Below are 18052 nucleotides of genomic sequence, written 5' to 3'. Positions count from 1 at the left end.
TCAGGACTCCTGCGTAACTCGTAGTACTTCCTCGAGGGAGGTCCTACCCGCGAGTACTTTTTCAAGACCATCGTCGCGGATACTGGGGCCGAGTTTTCGGGCTTCGGCAACCAGCTTACTTTCTGAAGCGCGATCGTGGATCAATTGGCGCATTACCTCATTGAGCGGCACCAACTCATAGATACCGATACGGCCGACATAGCCGCTGTGATTGCATTCCTTACAGCCAGCGGGTCGATAGATAACGGTCTCTTCATCGGGCCCGACGCCGAGCACTTCACGCTCGCCGCTATCGGCGACGTGGGGTTGCTTACACTCGGGGCACAGAACCCGCACCAGGCGCTGGGCCAGAACCCCAATCAAGCTGGATGACAGCAGGAAGGGCTCAATGCCCATATCCACCAAACGGGTTACCGAACCCAAAGCGGTATTGGTGTGCAGCGTCGAGAGCACCAAGTGCCCGGTCAAACTCGCCTGGATCGCAATCTGCATGGTTTCCAGGTCGCGAATCTCACCGACCATCACCACATCCGGGTCCTGGCGCAGAATCGCACGGAGACCTCGGGCGAAAGTCATATCGGCCTTGGTATTTACCTGGGTCTGCCCCACACCTTCCAAGTTATATTCCACCGGGTCCTCTACCGTCAGAATGTTCTTCTCACGGTTATTGATACTGCCGAGGCCCGCATACAAAGTGGTGGTTTTACCAGAACCGGTTGGTCCGGTTACCAGAATAATGCCGTGGGGGTGTGCCAACAGGTCTGTCATCACGCGCAAGTCGCGATCCGCCATACCCAGCTTGCTCAGGTCCATTTTGCCCGCCTGCTTATCCAGCAGACGCATCACAACCCGCTCCCCCGCCGATGACGGCATAGTGGAAACACGGACGTCCACCTCGCGACCAGCCATCAACAGGGAGATCCGGCCGTCCTGGGGAACGCGTTTCTCAGCGATATCCAGCTTGGCCATTACCTTGATACGGGATACCAGCAGTGGCGCTAAAGCGCGCCGGGGTTGCAGCACTTCGCGGAGCACGCCGTCCACCCGGAAGCGCACAACCAGGCGCTTCTCAAAGGTTTCAATATGAATATCCGAGGCGCCCTGCTTGAGGGACTCCGCGAAAATTGCGTTGATCAACTTGACGATGGGGGCATCGTCTTCCTGCTCCAGCAAGTCTTCAGTCTCGGGCAGCGAGTCGGCGACCGCTGCCAGATCCAGATCTTCACCGAGTCCCTCAACCTCAGAGAGGTTACCCCCCTCTCTGTTTTCATACAGGCGCTGCAAGGCGCCCTGAAAAACACCTTCCTCTACGGCCTCCAAAGAGATGGCACCGCCACTGATGCGCTGCACTTCGGCCACCGCTGAAGGGCTCAGCGGCGCCACATATTGGCAGAGAGGTTTGCCTTCCTGTTCCGTTAGCAGAACCTTATGACGCTTTGCAAAAGCGTAGGGAAGGCGGCGAATGGTTGGAGTCCCTATTCCTGTATCAGCCGTCATTTAGCTTCTTCAACCTCCAGCACCTCGACATCCATTTCCTCTTCCAGGGATTCAACTACAGCGTCATCTACAGAGGTGGGGCTCTCGTTATAGCTGCCAGTTGGCGGCACCATATCGGGCAGTACATCTCCGCTGTGCCAATCCCAGATCAGGCTGGTGCGATCTTTCAGGAACATTTGCTTCTGTTGCATATCCATGTAGCGCTTGCGCGTCTCCTCGTAACCGGCCACTTGGGAGCTGAGGATTTTCGGGCGCAGGAACACCATCAGGTTGGTCTTGCTAACACTCTTTTCAGTATTTCTGAACAGGCGGCCAATACCGGGGATATCGCCAAGCAGGGGCACTTTGGATACAGTTTCACTCACCTGATCCTCCATCAAACCGCCCAGCACCAGAATCGCACCATCATCAATCAACACTTTCGTGCGGATTTCGCGCTTACTGGTCACAATGTCAGATGCACCTTCCGCCAATGCCGTAGCCGAAGAGAGGACATTCTCAACTGTCTGTTCAATTTCCAGTGTCACCGAGTTGTTGTTGTTAACACGGGGAGTCACTTTAAGGGTGGTACCCACATCCTCACGCTGAATTGTGGTGAAGGGGTCATCATTACTACCAGATAGTAATTGCTCACCGGTGATAAAGGGCACGTTCTGGCCAACCAGAATCTCAGCCTCTTCATTATCCAGCGCCATAATGGTCGGTGTAGACAGGATATTGGTGTTGCTCTCAGACGCTACCGCATTAATAGCCGCGCGAATATCATCGCCACTGAGATAGCCTAGGTTCAGGGAGCCCGCACCGAGCAGATCGGTTACTGGCAGGGAGAACGGGTTGAACTCATCGTCGTCATCGTAAGAGCCAGAATTGTTCCAACCGGCAACCGCATTACCACCGGCACCAGCGATCCAGCTGATACCCAGCTCACTGCCCGTACCCTCTGTTACCTCTACGATAATTGCCTCAATCAGAACCTGCGCTCTGCGCACATCCAAGCGGGCAATCACTCCCTTCATAGTCTCCAGGAGTGCGGGAGGTGCAGTCAGAACCAGAGCGTTGAGGGACTCGTTAACCTGAATGCTGACTTCAACATTTGCAGCCTGCTGGTCTTTCTCGGTGTTCTGGATGCTACCGCTCATGCCTTCGAGGATCGGCTTGAGATCTGCGGCATCGGAGTACTGAATATATACAACAGCGGTGTTGCCATCCCCATCCAGCGGCGCATCAAGGCGGCCGATAACGGTCTTGATCTGTTGGCGGGTGACCGGGTCTCCGGTTAGAAGAATACTATTGGAGCGCTCATCGACAGAGATACGCAGAGGCTGAACTTCTTTGCCCGCTTTGTTGCCGCTGGTTTGCAGCAGATCGTTGAGCACCTGTTGAACTTCCTTGGCGGAAGCAAACATCAGTGGTACCACTTCAATATCGATAGCGCCAGCTCGGTCGAGCTGCTTAACCAGGCGAATAATCTGATCAATATTGGCCGCGCGATCGGCAATAATCAGGGTATTGGTATCCGCATAGGCAGCCAAATGCCCAGTTTGCGGAATCAGCGGGCGCAGCATGGCAATCAGCTGCGAAGCGGAAATATTTTCAACCCTGACCGTGCGTACAACCAGGGATTCTGCCGGGGCGCGAGTGCTCTCATCGGCAACAGGTATCGCCTGCTGCTTGGCCAGTGCATCCGGAACCACCTTCCAGGTGCCGCCCTGCTCCACCAGGCTAAACCCGTTAACCTGGAGTACAGACATAAACACGTCGAAGGCTTCATTGTGTGTCATGGGGTCACCTGCTACGACGGTGACCTTACCTTTAACATTTGGGTGGACAATAATGTTTTTGCCAGTGAAATCAGCGGCCCAATTAATCAGATCCCGAATATCTGCATTGTCGAGGGAGAGAGTTACCCGCTCCGGGCCCTGAGCCAGCGCTGCAGTACAAATTAAAAAACTCAACCCGACCGCAAGCAACCGTCGATAAAACATCTTCATCATTATTTATCTGGCTCTAGTAAGTGTTCAAAAAATCAAAACAATCTAGGTAGATAGTTTTATTTAGGCTGACGCTGAGCACGGCGCTCGCGAGCCAATTCACGCAGCTGCTCCATTCTCTCGCGAATGTCCTGCTGCTGTTCACCTCGTTGAGCAGTTCTTCTGGAGGAGCTGGAACTCGTGGTTCTCTGCCTGGAACTACTGACACCTTTCAAGGGTACGTTTGGTCTTCCATCCACTTCTGGGTATGTGAGCTTTTCCATCTTGCCATTGCGGCGAAGGACCACATGGTCCACCTCAACAGCGTAGAGCTCAGCACCACCGGGTAGCTGATCGCCTACGTATAAACGCTTGGAAGGTTTACCTTTCTCAGACACCAGGGCACTGGCTTTGGTTTTATTGGAGCTGTCAAAAACCCCAGATAAAACAATATTCAACTGAGTCAGAGGAATGTTTTCGAGGTCGACATCAGGCACTGATGCAGCCTTTTTCGGTTCAGCGCGACCAAAAAATGGGGTGCTGGGAAGACTGGCAGCTTGCGGAGAGGGAGCCCCTCGGGGGTTTTTACGCTCTGCCAACAGGGATTCCTGTGGATCACTGGGGATTAGCAAAGAGCCATAAGCAAATAAATTACCGGACGCCCACAACAGACCAACAGCCAGTGCTGCCATAGTGCCACGGGAAAGGCCTTTACTGGACTCTCCTTCGGCAAACTTACTGCCGAGAGAGCCGACGGCTCGTGCTAGAGGGGACATGTACATACCCACATACAAGTTCAGTTTTTGAGGTTATTGGTTTTTGACGCCTATTCTCTTGCCTCAGCTCAGGAAAGGCAACGCTCTTTCGAGTTAAACACTGTAAACCTCCTTTTCGTCCCTGAAACTGTACACTAGTTCCGCAAGCCGTCATCAAAAAACAAGAAAAGGCGACATTACGCCGCCTTTTCTAATACTAACCAGTACTGTAATCAGCGATTACAGCTTGGTTTCAAGCTCGGGAACCGCTTCAAACAGGTCAGCTACCAGGCCGTAATCAGCAACAGAGAAGATCGGAGCTTCTTCGTCTTTGTTGATGGCTACGATCACTTTGGAGTCCTTCATACCCGCCAAGTGCTGGATGGCACCGGAGATACCCACAGCGATGTACAGGTCGGGAGCAACGATCTTACCAGTTTGACCAACCTGCATGTCGTTGGGTACGAAACCTGCGTCCACTGCGGCGCGGGAAGCACCAACGGCAGCACCCAGCTTATCGGCCAGCTTGTACAGCATTTCGAAGTTGTCGCCGTTCTGCATACCGCGACCACCGGAGATCACGACGCTTGCCGCAGTCAGTTCGGGACGGTCGGATACAGCCAGCTCTTCGCCAACAAAAGAGGAAACACCAGCGTCATCTGCGATATCTACAGACTCAACTGCGGCACTTCCACCTTCAGCGGCCACTGCGTCGAAGGCAGTAGTACGCACAGAGATCACCTTGATGGCGTCGGAGCTCTGTACGGTGGCAATTACGTTACCGGCATAGATCGGACGCTTGAAGGTGTCTGCACTTTCAACCGCAACGATGTCGGAGATAGGCTGGACATCCAGCAGCGCAGCGGCGCGCGGCAGCATGTTCTTACCGGTGGTGGTGGCCGGGGCCAGGATGTGACCGTAGTCTTTGCCCAGGTCCGCTACCAATTTGGCAACGTTCTCAGCCAACTGGTGCTCGTAAGCAGCGTTGTCTGCCAGCAGTACTTTGGAAACGCCCTCTACCTTAGCGGCAGCTTCCGCTACAGAAGCGCAACCAGATCCGGCTACCAGTACGGCAACATCGCCACCGATAGCTTTAGCCGCAGCGATAGTGTTGAGCGTAGCGCCCTTCAGTTCGGCGTTGTCGTGTTCAGCAATAACCAGAATGCTCATCAGATTACCTTCGCCTCGTTTTTCAGTTTCTCTACCAGTTCCGCAACGTCGGCAACCTTGATGCCCGCTTGGCGCTCAGCCGGCGGCTCAACTTTCAAGGTCTTGGTGCGGGGAGTGATATCTACACCCAGCTCGTCCGGGGTAGTGGTATCCAGAGGCTTTCTCTTAGCCTTCATGATGTTGGGCAGAGACGCGTAGCGCGGCTCATTCAAACGCAGGTCAGTGGTAACGATAGCCGGCAGTTTCAGCTCAACAGTCTGCAAGCCGCCGTCGATCTCACGAGTCACCTTAACAGCGTCGTCCTCTACAGCAACCTCAGAAGCAAAGGTGCCCTGCCCCATGCCGGTCAATGCGCCCAGCATCTGGCCAGTCTGGTTGTTGTCGCCATCGATGGACTGCTTGCCCAGAATGACCATTTTTGGCTCTTCTTTATCAACAATCGCTTTCAAGCACTTAGCTACTGCCAGAGGCTGAAGCTCAGCATCGGTTTCAACCAGGATGCCGCGATCGGCACCCAGAGCCAGCGCAGTGCGGATTTGCTCTTGGCATTGCTTGGAGCCCATGGAAACGGCGACTATCTCGCTGACAACGCCTTTTTCCTTCAAGCGCACCGCCTCTTCTACTGCGATTTCGCAGAAGGGGTTGATAGACATTTTGACGTTGGCTGTATCAACGTCAGAGCCGTCCGCCTTGGGGCGAACCTTGACGTTGTAGTCAACAACGCGTTTCACAGCTACAAGAACTTTCATGGAAATCCCGTCTCAAATATGCTTTTTAACAGCCGCGACTGATAATTCACGTCGCGAACGGATACGGTGTTCTGGTCAAACAAGTGTTTGAACGGCGTGTATGGTGGCGGTTCTATAACGCAAAATCAATAGCCAAATGGAAGACCCTTCTGCCATTCACAAAATCTATTTCCGGGAATAAGAACCACCGATCCACCCCCATTAAGCCATTGAAATACAGCGTATTTGCCATAGCAAATGAATAGTCATGCAATTGGTAGGGTTGATTAAACGCCTATATAATCCGCCGGCAATATAAATGATAAGGCCGGATTGGCCGCGAAAAGTTGAATACAACTGCTGAGGAGAGTGCCGTGGAACGCGAATCAATGGAATACGATGTAGTGATCGTGGGTGCCGGCCCCGCTGGACTGGCAGCAGCCTGCCGTATTCGTCAGCTCAATGAAGACGTCTCTGTGTGTGTCGTAGAGAAGGGCTCTGAAGTGGGAGCTCATATCCTGTCCGGCGCTGTATTTGAGCCCACCGCCCTAAATGAACTCTTCCCCGACTGGAAAGAGCGCGGCGCCCCGCTCAACACCGAGGTTAAAGGCGACGACATCTACGTCCTGCGCAGCGAAGAGAACTCAATCAAAGTTCCCAATATGCTTGTGCCCAGCACCATGCACAACGAGGGCAACTACATTATCAGTCTCGGCAACCTGTGCCGCTGGCTGGCGGAACAAGCGGAAAACCTGGGGGTGGAAATCTTCCCGGGCTTCGCCGCTGCTGAAGTTCTGTACAACGAAGACGGCTCCGTAAAAGGCATCGCTACCGGCGATATGGGTATCGGCATGAATGGGGAGCAAAAAGACTCCTATATGCCGGGTATGGAGCTGCACGCCAAGTACACCCTGTTCGCCGAGGGCTGTCGCGGCCATCTGGGCAAGCAGCTGATCGAGCGCTTCAAGCTGGATGAAGATGCCGACCCACAGCACTACGGCATCGGTATTAAAGAGATCTGGAAGGTCCCCGCTGACAAACACCAGCAGGGCCTGGTTGTTCACACTGCCGGCTGGCCTTTGGAGCAAAGCTCCACCCACGGCGGTGGCTTCCTTTACCACCTGGAGGACAACCAAGTGGTTGTCGGCCTAATTACCGATCTGGCCTACAGCAACCCGCACGTGAGCCCCTTCGATGAGTTCCAGCGCTACAAGCACCACCCGGTGATCAAGCAATACCTGGAAGGTGGCGAGCGCGTTGCCTACGGCGCCCGCGCCATTATTAAGGGCGGCCTGCAATCCCAGCCGAAGATGACCTTCCCCGGCGGCCTGCTGATCGGCGACAACGCCGGTACCCTGAACTTCGCCAAAATCAAAGGCAACCACACTGCAATGAAGTCCGGCATGATCGCCGCTGAATCCGTAGTTGAGGCCCTTGCCGCCGAGCGCAACAGTGAAGAGCTGACCGACTACACCACCAAGTACCGCGACAGCTGGGCCTGGAAAGAGCTCCACATGCAGCGTAACTTCGGTCCCGCGCAACACAAGTGGGGCAATATCCTCGGTTCCGCTTATGCCTTCGTGGATATCAATATCTTCAAAGGCAAGCTGCCCTGGACCCTGCGCGATACCAAAGCGGACCACGCCCAGCTCAAACCTGCGGCAGACTGCGCAAAAATTGACTATCCGAAGCCCGACGGTGTTCTCAGCTTTGACAAGCTGTCTTCTGTGTTTATTTCCAACACGAACCACGAAGAAGATCAGCCTTGCCACCTGACCCTGAAGGACCCGGAGGTTCCGCTGAATCACAACCTGCCGATTTACGATGAGCCCGCACAGCGCTACTGCCCTGCCGGTGTTTATGAGGTAATTGAAGACACCAACGGCAAGCGCTTCCAGATCAACGCACAGAACTGCGTACACTGTAAGACCTGTGATATTAAGGACCCAACCCAAAATATTGTCTGGGTAACCCCCGAAGGTGCCGGCGGCCCCAACTATCCAAATATGTAATTTGGTTGATCTAAAAAATGGCGCCTCAGGCGCCATTTTTTATTGATCGAGAAGCCCCCTTGCTCGAATTTGACATAGAGCGCAGCCGGGCAATCACGCTAGAACTTGTACTGGGCACTCAGTGCAAAGGTCTGCCCAACTTCCTCCTCAAAAACAGTAACGCCCTGCTGCTTAATTTCAACCGCCCCATCCAGTAGGTTTTGCACCTTGGCTTTCACCGTTACCTCATCTGTTGGGTACCAGGCATAAGTCAAATCCAGAGAGTGGAATGGCTGCTCAAAGGAATCCGGATGCGGATCGCGCCCCGCCTTGTACAGGCGCTCACCAAATACGTTGTAAACCAGGCTGGCAGAATGATTTCCGTCAGGGCTATCAAACCCTAACAGCATATTGACAACATAATCGGATGCCCCTGTCATCTCGCGGATCGCATTTGTAGGGGCATCCGCCTCATTACCGGCAACAATCTCCGAGTCTTGCAGCGTAACATTGCCCTGCAAAAAGAAACTGTTCATCGGCTCCGCAATAAAACCGAGGCTCTTCATCCCCTCCAGCTCAACACCGATAATCTCACCGGACTCAGCATTAATAATCTCTCGCGCAATATTGTCATCACTTGAGGCGGCCTCGAAGAACTCAATCGGCTTGATAATATCCTTGTAGAAAACCGAAATAGTCAAACTATCGCCGCTATCAAAAAACCACTCTGCACGCAGATCGTAGTTATCGATCTCCGATGGTCGAACACTGGAATTTCCCCTAATCTGATCGCCGGTGTGCGGGTCAATATAAATAGCATCGGTAATTTCACGCAGGTCCGGCCGCACGGCGGTCTTAGATGCACCGAATCTCAGCTGGAAGGTTTCCGCCCAGAGCGCCCCCATATAGGTGAGGGATAGTGAGGGATAAATGTCGTCATCCGCATATACCGCCTCGGCCAGCGCTTCGGGGTCATTGGTAATCTGCGGCTCGCTCTGCGAGAAGCTATAGGGGTTCCACTCTAAAGCAGCCTGACTGTAGTCCTCCCAGCGGGCCCCGGCGGAAATACGCCAGGTTTCCTCAAGCGTCCAATCGAACTTACCGTAGACCGCATCGGTCGAAGTGGCAGCCAAATAACTTTGCTTGTTACTGCCCGACTTGGCAAAAACAAAATTATTGTCATCATTAGTAATATTGCTATCACTAAATACCTCGCTCAGAGGGCCATCAAGAATGGCACTATCAGCCACACTAAAAATATCCAGCCCGAATTCAGTTTGCTTGTAGGAGCGCCCCTTTTCGATCCGTGCAAATCCAGCGCTCAGCTCCAGCGAAGAGGAGGAAAATTCAATCGGCAGCGTTGCGGACCAACCGTAGTTGCGCACCTCATCTTCCAATTCGGTAAAGCGGAAGCTGGCGCTCCGCGAGGCAATATCCACCGTTGAACTGATAACCTCACCGGTTTCAGGGTCCGTTTCCGTGCTGGCAATCACCTCGACCTGATTGGGAATATCCGTAATTGCTGTCGCATCGGAATAGAACCAATCAAGCACCAACGCCTCAGGCACCCAACTTAGAAAGCGGATGGGAAGCAGCCCTTTTGTTTCCGGACCAAGAGCGTGACTCCCCTTTATCTGATGAAGCTCCAGCTCCCGCTCTTCGTACTTCAGCTCATAATTTCTCGATCCGGCCCCATCAGATAACAGGCGATTTGAGTCAAAGTAGTCCCGGATTGAGGTCTCATCGTCCGTATTTCTCAGGTACAAACTGGTACTCTCAACCGCATGCTCATCCGCGAAGCGAATACCGAGATTTAAGTTTCCACTGATATCTACAGAGTAAGTAGACCCGTTTCGGCGATCGATCTGCTCTTGTGGATTACCGTAATCACGGATAGTGCGCTCACTCTCCCGCCACTGACTCTTGTAGGAGCCCCCAGCCAGGAAACCCAACGCCCAATCATCGCCAAAATAGAAGCGATTCCCCACGCCGGCCTTGTAGTCTTGATCGGGATCAGTAGACGCCTCGGTGATTGAAATATCGCGATTCAAACCCAAGGCCAACTGCCTATTTAACACTTGGGCCACCTCTAGCGCCTCTTGTTCACTGGAATACACATTGCCCTCAGCAACCAGGGTATCCCGTATACCCGCAACCGTAAGGTTGCCCTTGAAGCGTTGCAGGGCCGCAGCTATCTCACCGGGCATCGCCCTGGTGCCATCATCGGTACCCCAAATGTCATCATCACCGCCGCTATAGCTGAGCACATCACCGCTGACCTCGCTATTGGTGCCCGTACCAATCTCAATAGAGTAAGTCAGCTCATCGGGTATTCCCTTGGTGCGAATATCGACATTGCCACCACCAAACGAAGCTGACTGATCGACGGAGTAACTCTTTTGTACAGCCAGGGAGTCCACAACGGAAGTGGGAAACAAATCCAGTGGAATAACATTTCTAGTGAGATCCGGGGATGGCACAGTCGCGCCATTAAGGGTTGTACTTGAATAGCGCTCCCCCAAGCCCCTCACATAAATAAATTTATCGCCCACCAGAGATAGCCCGGACACCCGCCGCAGCGCTGCAGCAACTGTAGAGTCCCCCACCCGACCGATCATCTCAGCCCCCAGGATATCGGTAATTACCTCTTCCTCCAGGCGCTCACGGATTAGGACTTCAGCAGAGCCTTGCAGCCGCCCCAGGACAATAACCTCTTCAACCTCAGGTGTAGCCTGTTCAATGAATTCCGCATCTTGTGCAGACACCACAGGTGAAAATATAGAGCCCGCAACTATCGCCAAAACCAGCGGCGCCCTTTGAAACCTTGCGTATTTAGCCATCATTCAGGCCTCTTTTTATTCCAAAAAATCGCGGTCTAAAATCAAATAGGGCGCCGACTCCATCAGCGAAGGCGGCGCCCTATTTGACTGGGAGCAATATCCCCAACCGCTACCTCAACCTATTACTCAAACCAGAGCGGCTGAGCGCGATCACCCTGGTGGAGGCCATAGGTCCAACCCTGAGTCCAGTCGGTGCCGCCCTGCTCAAGCGCGCCCAGATAGGCGCGCCCCAGCTCGGCAGAAACGGTAGGTGCAGCGCCGTCAACCACTTGGGCTGCGGCATCAACGGTAAAGATGGCAGGAGAACCCCCCAGCAAAACAAAGTCAGTATCGGCATTGGAGGTTGGGTTGACCTCACCGGAAATGCTGGCAAATTGGTTGCCGCTATCGACGGCCCAAGTCTCTACGTCGAAACTGCCATCGTCTGTTTTGGTGCGATCTTCACAGGCAAAAATATTGGAAGTCAGGGCCACCTCTGTACCCGAGGATGCCTCGCTACGGGTTTGAGAACTCTCCATGCGCAGGCAGTAATTATCAGCGGCTACCCCAGTTTCATCGGCAAAGAAAGAGGCTACGATTATGGAGTTGGTGATCATCGGGTAAATCCCCTCACGCAGACGCCAGCCAGCGCCGGGATCATGTGTCCCCTCTTCCTGAGCGGAAATAATACAAGTCAGACCGTCAATTACCGGGCGACTGTTTAGCCCCTGGCTAATCAGGGAAGCGTAGTCAGCCCCATCACTGTAAGAGCCGATACCATCGGCCTCAATACAGTGATTGCCATCGGTCTCACTTTGAATTACCAGGGCATTGGTAATACTTCCCCGATAACCTTCATCAATATCAATAGAGTCATCGCGAACGTATAGCGCAACATAGTTTTCTACATCAACCGCACCACCGAAGAACTCGATACCGTCATCATAGGTGGAGTAAGTTTGAAGATTGCGAATTGTTGTTCCACTGCCTACGGCATCAAAAGCGATCCCATTCAACTCATCGCCACTGGCAACTTCTGCACCGGTATGTTTAACCACAACATACAAAAGTTCCCCGGAACTATCCGCATTATTGTCACCGCCGTAGTAGGAGGTATTATCATCGGTGGAACCTTCAGCAGCTACGTGACACTCACCGGCAAGGGCCAAATCTGCACCATCAATAGAGCCTGTGTATTGGCATTTATTGGTTACACCAAAACCATTAATTACCATACCTCCCCACTGCGAAACATCCTCAGGACCTACAGTGCCGAGAACATCGGTTTCAGAGGTAAAGGTGATTGGCGATGTTTCTGTACCGCGCGCAAAGACCTGCGACCCACGATTTACAACCATAAATGCCGAGTTATCTTTAAAAGCGATAGTGGCACCGGCTTGAATCTCCAACTTAACGCCGTCACCGCCCTCAGTAATACCTGCGGCGGCCAGATCGGAATCACTGGAATAACTTTCGCCAACAAACAGACTCCCACTGAAGATATGCGCCCCGTCATTATCCAGCGCAGTTAGATACAAATCTTCAGTTAATGGATTTGCCGCAGATACAAAATCGGTCGTGTAGTAGCAGTTACCACCGCTGTATTCACCCTGCACGTTAGAGTTTTCTATAATGGCGCACGGGTTTTCATCAGAGCCACCTCCACCCGTGTTAGTTACTGAATTATCTGTAGAATTATCGACCGAGTTATCGACGGTTTCCGGCTCGATACTCACACCACCCCCTTCGCAGCCTGCCAGCAATACTGCAATGGTAGCTGCCAGTAAAAGCCTATCCTGCACTCGCTTCATATTTCCCCCTATAGGAATCCCAAGCCAAAATTTAACGACCTCAATCGCACCACCCTTACTTTTGAAAACACAAATAAAAGTGAATACGATCCAGAAAATAGAAAGATGAAATTGCTTTTTCTTCATGAAGATTTGGACGAAAGGGAGTTTAGAAATGCAGTATTGCGGTTTCGTTACCTATTTAAATATTTCCGCAAATTATCAAATTAATATTTGATTTTTTTCAGGGAAAATACACTTATATTTCCAGGTTGTTTCAAATGCCATTTTTTTAACAATAGTGAAATGCAAAAATAAGAATTGAAAGGCAAGTGGTAGTGATAGATAGGGATACAAATAAGTACTCAACCCTACCGGCAGGCACGATTAACCCCAAGAGACGATTTAATCAATTTAGCTTGGATGAGTTGAAAGCGGTGTGCTCGGCGCAAACTCAAAACTGAGGAATAGTTAGCTACCTCCAGAAAAACAATAGCGGATTTAGCCATAAAAGCCCCAGCTCATTCTAAAATGGCCGGGACCGAAGGGTTCTAGCAGCAGGAAAGGGATATTAGTTACAAGAGCCCAGCAAGAAGTCTTGACCTTCGCTTTGAACAAAAAGCTTATCCGTATAGCTCCCCTCTTCCAGCGCCCAATCTACCAACTGGTAAAAGACATCCCGAGAGACGCGCGCCTGCAATCCAGCGCGAACCTCAAGGTAAGGGATTGGCTGTGGCGGAGCGCCAAAGTCTCTCAACAGCCACTGCCTGTCCTCCTTCAGCTCGACAACATCCCCCACACTTGTGGTGAATAGCAGTTGCTGATGGGACTCCTTGGGAGCACGGGCTACCTGAGTCACCACAAATGGGACATCCTCCACGGTGATGCGGAGTTTTTCTGCCGGGGTAACCAGGAAATACTCATCCCCCTCGCGCTTCAGAATACTGGCAAACAGCTTTACCAAGGGTTGGCGACGGATTTCTGTTCCCTCGTGGAGCCAACGGCCATCGGACTTGATGACCATATCCATATCCCCGCAAAGTTCTGGGTTCCACCGCTCAACCGGTGGAACTCCAGGAAACTCGGCCTGTAACTTTTGCAGCTGCTGAAACAGGGGCTCAGCCAAGGGCGGGCCCTGCCGAGTCGCTGTGGTGGCTGGTTTGGCTTCCCTCTGGCGCTTTGCGAGAAGACATATCCCCGATATGCACCCCCACATCCATAATAAACTCCATCAACCCCTCGCGGTCCTCGATTACATTGGCGAAGGACTTGGAGTGGTAGAGCTCTACTGCACCCTGCACCAGGGCCCAATAAGTTGAGTAATAGAAATAAGCGGGAACATTCTTCAACATCCCCTCTTCCATACGGCGCTCAAAAACCCGATTGAGAGAGGTCGCATTGGAATTGCGAATATTATGCAACTCCGCAATCATTTCAGGAGCCAGGTTCAATGCGATAATCTTCTCCTCCAGACGCTGGAAGAGTCTGTCTTTACCCGGATCGGCCATGCGGGACTCAAAGTAAGCTCGGGCCGGCGCAGTAATATCGCCCTTCTCTGCTGAGGCTACGGCAACCTTAAGGCGCTCGGCGAGGGACTTTTCATAGTCCATGAGTAAGCGCATGTAGATTTCTGTTTTGGAAATGAAGTGCTTGTAGATGGTGCCCTTGCCGATATCGACACGCTCGGCGATCTGCTCCACCGTGACCTTCTCTTCACCATGCTCCAACAGAAGCTCCAGAGCCGCATCCAGGATACGCTGCTCCCGCGCGCGGAACCGCTGAACCTTCTCTTTTGCCTTATCCATACTTCCGACCTTCTTTGCCCTTAAAAATGGGGACTGAAATTGACTATTCATTCATGAATGATAGGCAATTAAAGTCGGTTGGAAAAGTGAATCGGGAAATTAGACCGCCTAATATTGAAAATTTTAGTCTATTTTGCTTATTTTTTATTTAAAATGAGCATAATTTGGGCAGAAAAATAACCCCAGAGTTTAGCATGTGATGACGTTTGGCGAGCCTAAACTACAGGAGAAGGCGGGTACTCCATTACCCCTTACCTTGAAATGACCTTTATTGAGAGTTACAGCGGAAAAAGCGGGTGCCGATCACACAGATTTGAGCTTCAACTCCAGTAGCGGGGCTACGACATCGTTATCCTGAGTGCGAATCCAGAGCATCTCCTCTTGCGAATAGAGTTCAGCAACAATCGCATTGGCCAGTTCGCAATCATGAGAGATTAAGTGCTGCGCCAACCACTCCGCAGCGAAGGTGCGCTTCTCACCCAGAGTTCCCTGCGAGCGCTTGTACAGATTCTTCACCGCCTTGCGCATATATTCGGCAGTGGAGACGCCCGGTGTGGCCTCGACCACCTTGCGATGCAGTTTTTTGCTTTTCTGCTCAATAATATAGGGGAGTATTTGACCAGAAACATAGTCGTGCGTTATTGAACTCTTGCAAGTGCAGTCATACGACTTTCGATTCTCATAGATTTTTTTCAAAGCTTTCAGGTGGTGGTGGGTCTTATAGGCAGATCGAGCCGCCAAACCCGCATAACCGACGGAAAGTGCCGTTCCCGCAACCACCAGACCAACGCCCGTCGCTGAAGTGGCCGCTGCGGCGCCGGTGGCCAGCCCGGTTAAAGTCGCTCCAGTCGCAGTCTGTGCCCCCCACACTCCATAATAAGCAGCGGAACCCACGCCCCCTGCCACCGCTTTTGCGGTGCGATGCCTACTGACGACCTTGCCAAAACTGAGCGGCGGACGAATATCAATATTACTTTGCGGCACCGGTGCCATCTCCTATTTTTCTTATTCAATTTTTGTGAGATAGCTCAACGCACTAGCTCAACCATCTCAAGTTCGGTTGGCGCTTTATACCACATTAGTAGAACAAAGTTCGACACCCGGAAATAGTCAATGACCCAGAAACTCAAGTTAACTGTGAAAAATGGTAGGTTTTACAGGTTAGATAGGCGGAAACCGGGAAAAACTGACGCCTGTGACCAAAATGGCTCTATCGTTCAAAATATAAATGGGGTCACAGAGTTTTACTGTTATTATTCTTTCGATTAAGGGCGTAAAGTTCTTTCTCTGTAAATCGAGTTAAGTGGAATAGGTAACGGGCAAACCCCTCTATGTTGGAAAAATTAGGTAAGTTATTGGATGTCGAAGAGCTGGATAAAAACCTCTTCCGCAGCCGTCATCATGTTGAAAACTATCGAAAGGTACTTTTTGGAGGGCAAGTTTTGGGCCAGGCCCTGATGGCTGCAACTCGCACCGTTGAGCACCGCCTACCCCACTCTTTGCACTCCTACTTCCTCCGCCCCGGCTCCAGCGAGCTGCCCGTGATCTACGAAGTAGACCCTATCCGCGACGGCGGCAGCTTCACTACTCGCCGCGTCGTTGCCAAGCAGCGTGGCCGCGCCATATTTACGATGTCCGCCTCCTTCCAGATAAAGGAACCCGGATTTGACCACCAAGTTGACATGTCCGTCGCCGAAATCCCCAAACCCGAGACCCTGAAAAATACTCAGGAGCTGGCACTGGAAGCCGGGCTGGTGAGCCCGCAGTACGACCAGCGGCGCTATATGATCGATTTTCGCCCAGTCGATCCGCAGAGCTACTTTGGCGCCGAAACCCGTGAAGCCCAATGCATGTTCTGGCTGCGGGCAGAGGGCGAAATGTCCGACGACCCGATGGAGCACCGCGCCGCACTTTGCTACGCATCGGATATGGGGCTGTTAGGCACCTCTCTACAGCCTCACGATATCTCTCTGTTTGATCCCAAGTTGATGCCCGCAAGTGTTGATCACGCCATGTGGTTCCACCGGGATTTCCGCCTGGATCAGTGGCTTTTATATGTGACCGACAGCCCGTCGGCTATGGGTGCCAGAGGTTTTACCCGCGGTCAAATTTTCACCCGTGACGGGGTTTTGGTTGCCTCCACCTGCCAAGAGGGGCTGATTCGGCAAATTAAAAGTTAAATCAAGGGTTTACAGCAGAAAAAACGCTGCTATAGTGCCGCCCTCTTCGCGGTGAAGCGAAGCAAAAATCGGTGAGTAGCGCAGCCTGGTAGCGCACTTCGTTCGGGACGAAGGGGTCGGAGGTTCGAATCCTCTCTCACCGACCAAATTTAAGAAACCCGCTTACAGCGGGTTTTTTTATGCCTGAATACCAGCTTTGACTACCTTAAGTTAGCACCCTCAAGAATCGGTTCGGATGGAGTCTGGTATGGGGCGCCTTGAATTTGGCCTAACCGCCTGATTAAGCCTCAACAAAATTGGCACCTATCCCCTCCGCCCTACTGTGAGATACCCCTAGCCGTTCGATTCAGGCTTCAGTTGACACCCCGCTGGAATCTTATCGATCGAAGCTTTTAAAACCCCAACCCTACCCAACCCCCAAGCTTTAATCATGCAGACTTCTTAAGCCTCAGCATCAATATAAAGAAGCCCATGTTCACTATGGGCAACAGGGTGGGCGGCGCTGGAATTCTTTTATTCAAAATGATCTGCGGATGGGAGCAAAAGCATCGGGTTCAGCAATGAAGATGCCGCGTCAAAATTAATCTTCAAGACCCAATTTGGCCGCTACACCAACCTTTATTGCGGCGAACAGCTCAAGGGGTTCGCCGAAGAGTTGGAGCTGAAAGGGCTGAATGTCCTGGAAAACCTGGGAGTCAGATCTGCCGACTGAGCGCCTAAACCCCAAAGGGACAGCCATCCCAGCCACTAGTGAAAAGTGAAATTTCAGACACAAAAAAGCCCGCTTTTGCGGGCTTTTTCTATATATGGTCGGTGAGAGAGGATTCGAACCTCCGACCCCTTCGTCCCGAACGAAGTGCGCTACCAGGCTGCGCTACTCACCGAGGACGCGAATAGTACGCATCCGTTTTTCAAAGATCAAGTATTTTTTGGCGCGAATATCTTCACTGTATCTTTTCCAACCACAATGCACACAAAAACTCCCACAACCCTATTACCCCTAGGGTTTCAGCCTGTAGAAGTGGGTCGAAACTCGGAAGAAGTGCAAGCCACCTTTACGCCCGGCTCTTGAAGTAAAAGAGCATTTAGGAGCAGCGGGAAATGCGCTGTAAGAAATCACGGGAAAATAATATCGAGGAGCCGATAGACCTTGCTCAGATGTTTTTGACAAGCCAGAACTCGAAAAGCACAGCAGGGAGACTGCTCTGGCTGCCCCACCTCTCAAAGGGCTATTAAAAATATCTGTTACATATCAATTCGCTATTGGCGCACTAGTTACTGAAACTCTGATTTTTACTAGGTGGGCCCAGGAGAATCCACAAGCCGTTTGTAGCTTTTAGTGACTGC

Annotated in this window: 12 protein-coding genes and 2 tRNA genes; 3 read left to right on the top strand and 11 right to left on the bottom strand. The window is 52.1% G+C overall.

All coding sequences use genetic code 11. From position 1 onward, the window contains the following. The 5 genes from gspE to ACJJIK_RS03440 form a co-directional block, all read right to left on the bottom strand. Positions 1-1497: a type II secretion system ATPase GspE gene (gene gspE / locus ACJJIK_RS03460; protein ID WP_444931154.1), complete on the bottom strand. Its 1497-nt coding sequence runs from the start codon at positions 1495-1497 to the stop codon at positions 1-3. Beyond that, the gene (gene gspD, locus ACJJIK_RS03455; protein WP_444931155.1) at positions 1494-3491 is read right to left on the bottom strand and encodes a type II secretion system secretin GspD; all 1998 of its coding nucleotides are present in this window, start codon (positions 3489-3491) and stop codon (positions 1494-1496) included. The genes gspE and gspD overlap by 4 nt, the downstream gene beginning before the upstream one ends. Positions 3492-3547: 56 nt before the next feature. After that, entirely contained in the window at positions 3548-4243 is a 696-nt protein-coding gene (locus ACJJIK_RS03450; protein WP_444931156.1) for a type II secretion system protein N, read from the bottom strand. 219 nt (positions 4244-4462) lie between these two features. Further along, entirely contained in the window at positions 4463-5392 is a 930-nt protein-coding gene (locus tag ACJJIK_RS03445) for an electron transfer flavoprotein subunit alpha/FixB family protein (protein ID WP_444931157.1), read from the bottom strand. Beyond that, a complete protein-coding gene (locus ACJJIK_RS03440) occupies positions 5392-6141 on the bottom strand; it encodes an electron transfer flavoprotein subunit beta/FixA family protein (RefSeq protein ID WP_444931158.1) in 750 nt (249 codons plus the stop codon). The genes ACJJIK_RS03445 and ACJJIK_RS03440 overlap by 1 nt, the downstream gene beginning before the upstream one ends. A gap of 353 nt (positions 6142-6494) precedes the next feature. Between ACJJIK_RS03440 and ACJJIK_RS03435 the strand changes: the two genes are divergently transcribed. Further along, positions 6495-8132, top strand: a complete 1638-nt coding sequence (locus ACJJIK_RS03435) for an electron transfer flavoprotein-ubiquinone oxidoreductase (RefSeq protein ID WP_444931159.1) — start codon at positions 6495-6497, stop codon at positions 8130-8132. Between the two features lie 98 nt (positions 8133-8230). Here the strand turns inward: ACJJIK_RS03435 and ACJJIK_RS03430 are convergent, their stop codons facing one another. From ACJJIK_RS03430 to ACJJIK_RS03410, 5 genes are all read right to left on the bottom strand, one after another. Further along, a complete protein-coding gene (locus ACJJIK_RS03430; RefSeq protein ID WP_444944211.1) occupies positions 8231-10954 on the bottom strand; it encodes a TonB-dependent receptor domain-containing protein in 2724 nt (907 codons plus the stop codon). Positions 10955-11073: 119 nt separating this feature from the next. Then, positions 11074-12741, bottom strand: a complete 1668-nt coding sequence (locus ACJJIK_RS03425) for a serine/threonine protein kinase (protein WP_444944210.1) — start codon at positions 12739-12741, stop codon at positions 11074-11076. Between the two features lie 550 nt (positions 12742-13291). After that, on the bottom strand, positions 13292-13846 hold the full coding sequence (locus ACJJIK_RS03420; protein ID WP_444944209.1) for a DUF1285 domain-containing protein: 555 nt from the start codon (positions 13844-13846) through the stop codon (positions 13292-13294). Beyond that, positions 13839-14525 carry a TetR/AcrR family transcriptional regulator gene (locus ACJJIK_RS03415; RefSeq protein ID WP_444931163.1) on the bottom strand — a complete coding sequence of 229 codons (687 nt, stop codon included), beginning with the start codon at positions 14523-14525 and terminating at the stop codon, positions 13839-13841. Before ACJJIK_RS03415 ends, ACJJIK_RS03420 begins: the two co-directional genes overlap by 8 nt. A gap of 303 nt (positions 14526-14828) precedes the next feature. Then, positions 14829-15518 (bottom strand): hypothetical protein, encoded by a 690-nt coding sequence (locus ACJJIK_RS03410; RefSeq protein WP_444944208.1) that lies wholly within the window; start codon positions 15516-15518, stop codon positions 14829-14831. Positions 15519-15856: 338 nt separating this feature from the next. Between ACJJIK_RS03410 and ACJJIK_RS03405 the strand changes: the two genes are divergently transcribed. Both ACJJIK_RS03405 and ACJJIK_RS03400 read left to right on the top strand, forming a co-directional pair. Then, on the top strand, positions 15857-16705 hold the full coding sequence (locus ACJJIK_RS03405) for an acyl-CoA thioesterase (protein ID WP_444931165.1): 849 nt from the start codon (positions 15857-15859) through the stop codon (positions 16703-16705). A gap of 69 nt (positions 16706-16774) precedes the next feature. Then, positions 16775-16851: transfer RNA gene (locus ACJJIK_RS03400), tRNA-Pro, on the top strand. A 661-nt stretch (positions 16852-17512) separates the two neighbouring features. On the opposite strand, the gene ACJJIK_RS03395 is transcribed toward ACJJIK_RS03400, so the two are convergent. After that, positions 17513-17589 (bottom strand) — tRNA-Pro (locus tag ACJJIK_RS03395). Between the last annotated feature and the right edge of the window lie 463 nt (positions 17590-18052).

It is taken from the genome of Microbulbifer regidiadema (SeqCode) (assembly GCF_052466995.1).
This window is presented reverse-complemented; position numbering and strand designations above follow the sequence as displayed.

Excerpts from the sequence above, each read along its gene's own strand:
- gspE (WP_444931154.1), bottom strand. The coding sequence starts at position 1,497 with ATGACGGCTGATACAGGAATAGGGACTCCAACCATTCGCCGCCTTCCC.
- gspD (WP_444931155.1), bottom strand. The coding sequence starts at position 3,491 with ATGATGAAGATGTTTTATCGACGGTTGCTTGCGGTCGGGTTGAGTTTT.
- ACJJIK_RS03450 (WP_444931156.1), bottom strand. The coding sequence starts at position 4,243 with ATGTCCCCTCTAGCACGAGCCGTCGGCTCTCTCGGCAGTAAGTTTGCC.
- ACJJIK_RS03445 (WP_444931157.1), bottom strand. The coding sequence starts at position 5,392 with ATGAGCATTCTGGTTATTGCTGAACACGACAACGCCGAACTGAAGGGC.
- ACJJIK_RS03440 (WP_444931158.1), bottom strand. The coding sequence starts at position 6,141 with ATGAAAGTTCTTGTAGCTGTGAAACGCGTTGTTGACTACAACGTCAAG.
- ACJJIK_RS03430 (WP_444944211.1), bottom strand. The coding sequence starts at position 10,954 with ATGATGGCTAAATACGCAAGGTTTCAAAGGGCGCCGCTGGTTTTGGCG.
- ACJJIK_RS03425 (WP_444944210.1), bottom strand. The coding sequence starts at position 12,741 with ATGAAGCGAGTGCAGGATAGGCTTTTACTGGCAGCTACCATTGCAGTA.
- ACJJIK_RS03415 (WP_444931163.1), bottom strand. The coding sequence starts at position 14,525 with ATGGATAAGGCAAAAGAGAAGGTTCAGCGGTTCCGCGCGCGGGAGCAG.
- ACJJIK_RS03410 (WP_444944208.1), bottom strand. The coding sequence starts at position 15,518 with ATGGCACCGGTGCCGCAAAGTAATATTGATATTCGTCCGCCGCTCAGT.
- ACJJIK_RS03405 (WP_444931165.1), top strand. The coding sequence starts at position 15,857 with ATGTTGGAAAAATTAGGTAAGTTATTGGATGTCGAAGAGCTGGATAAA.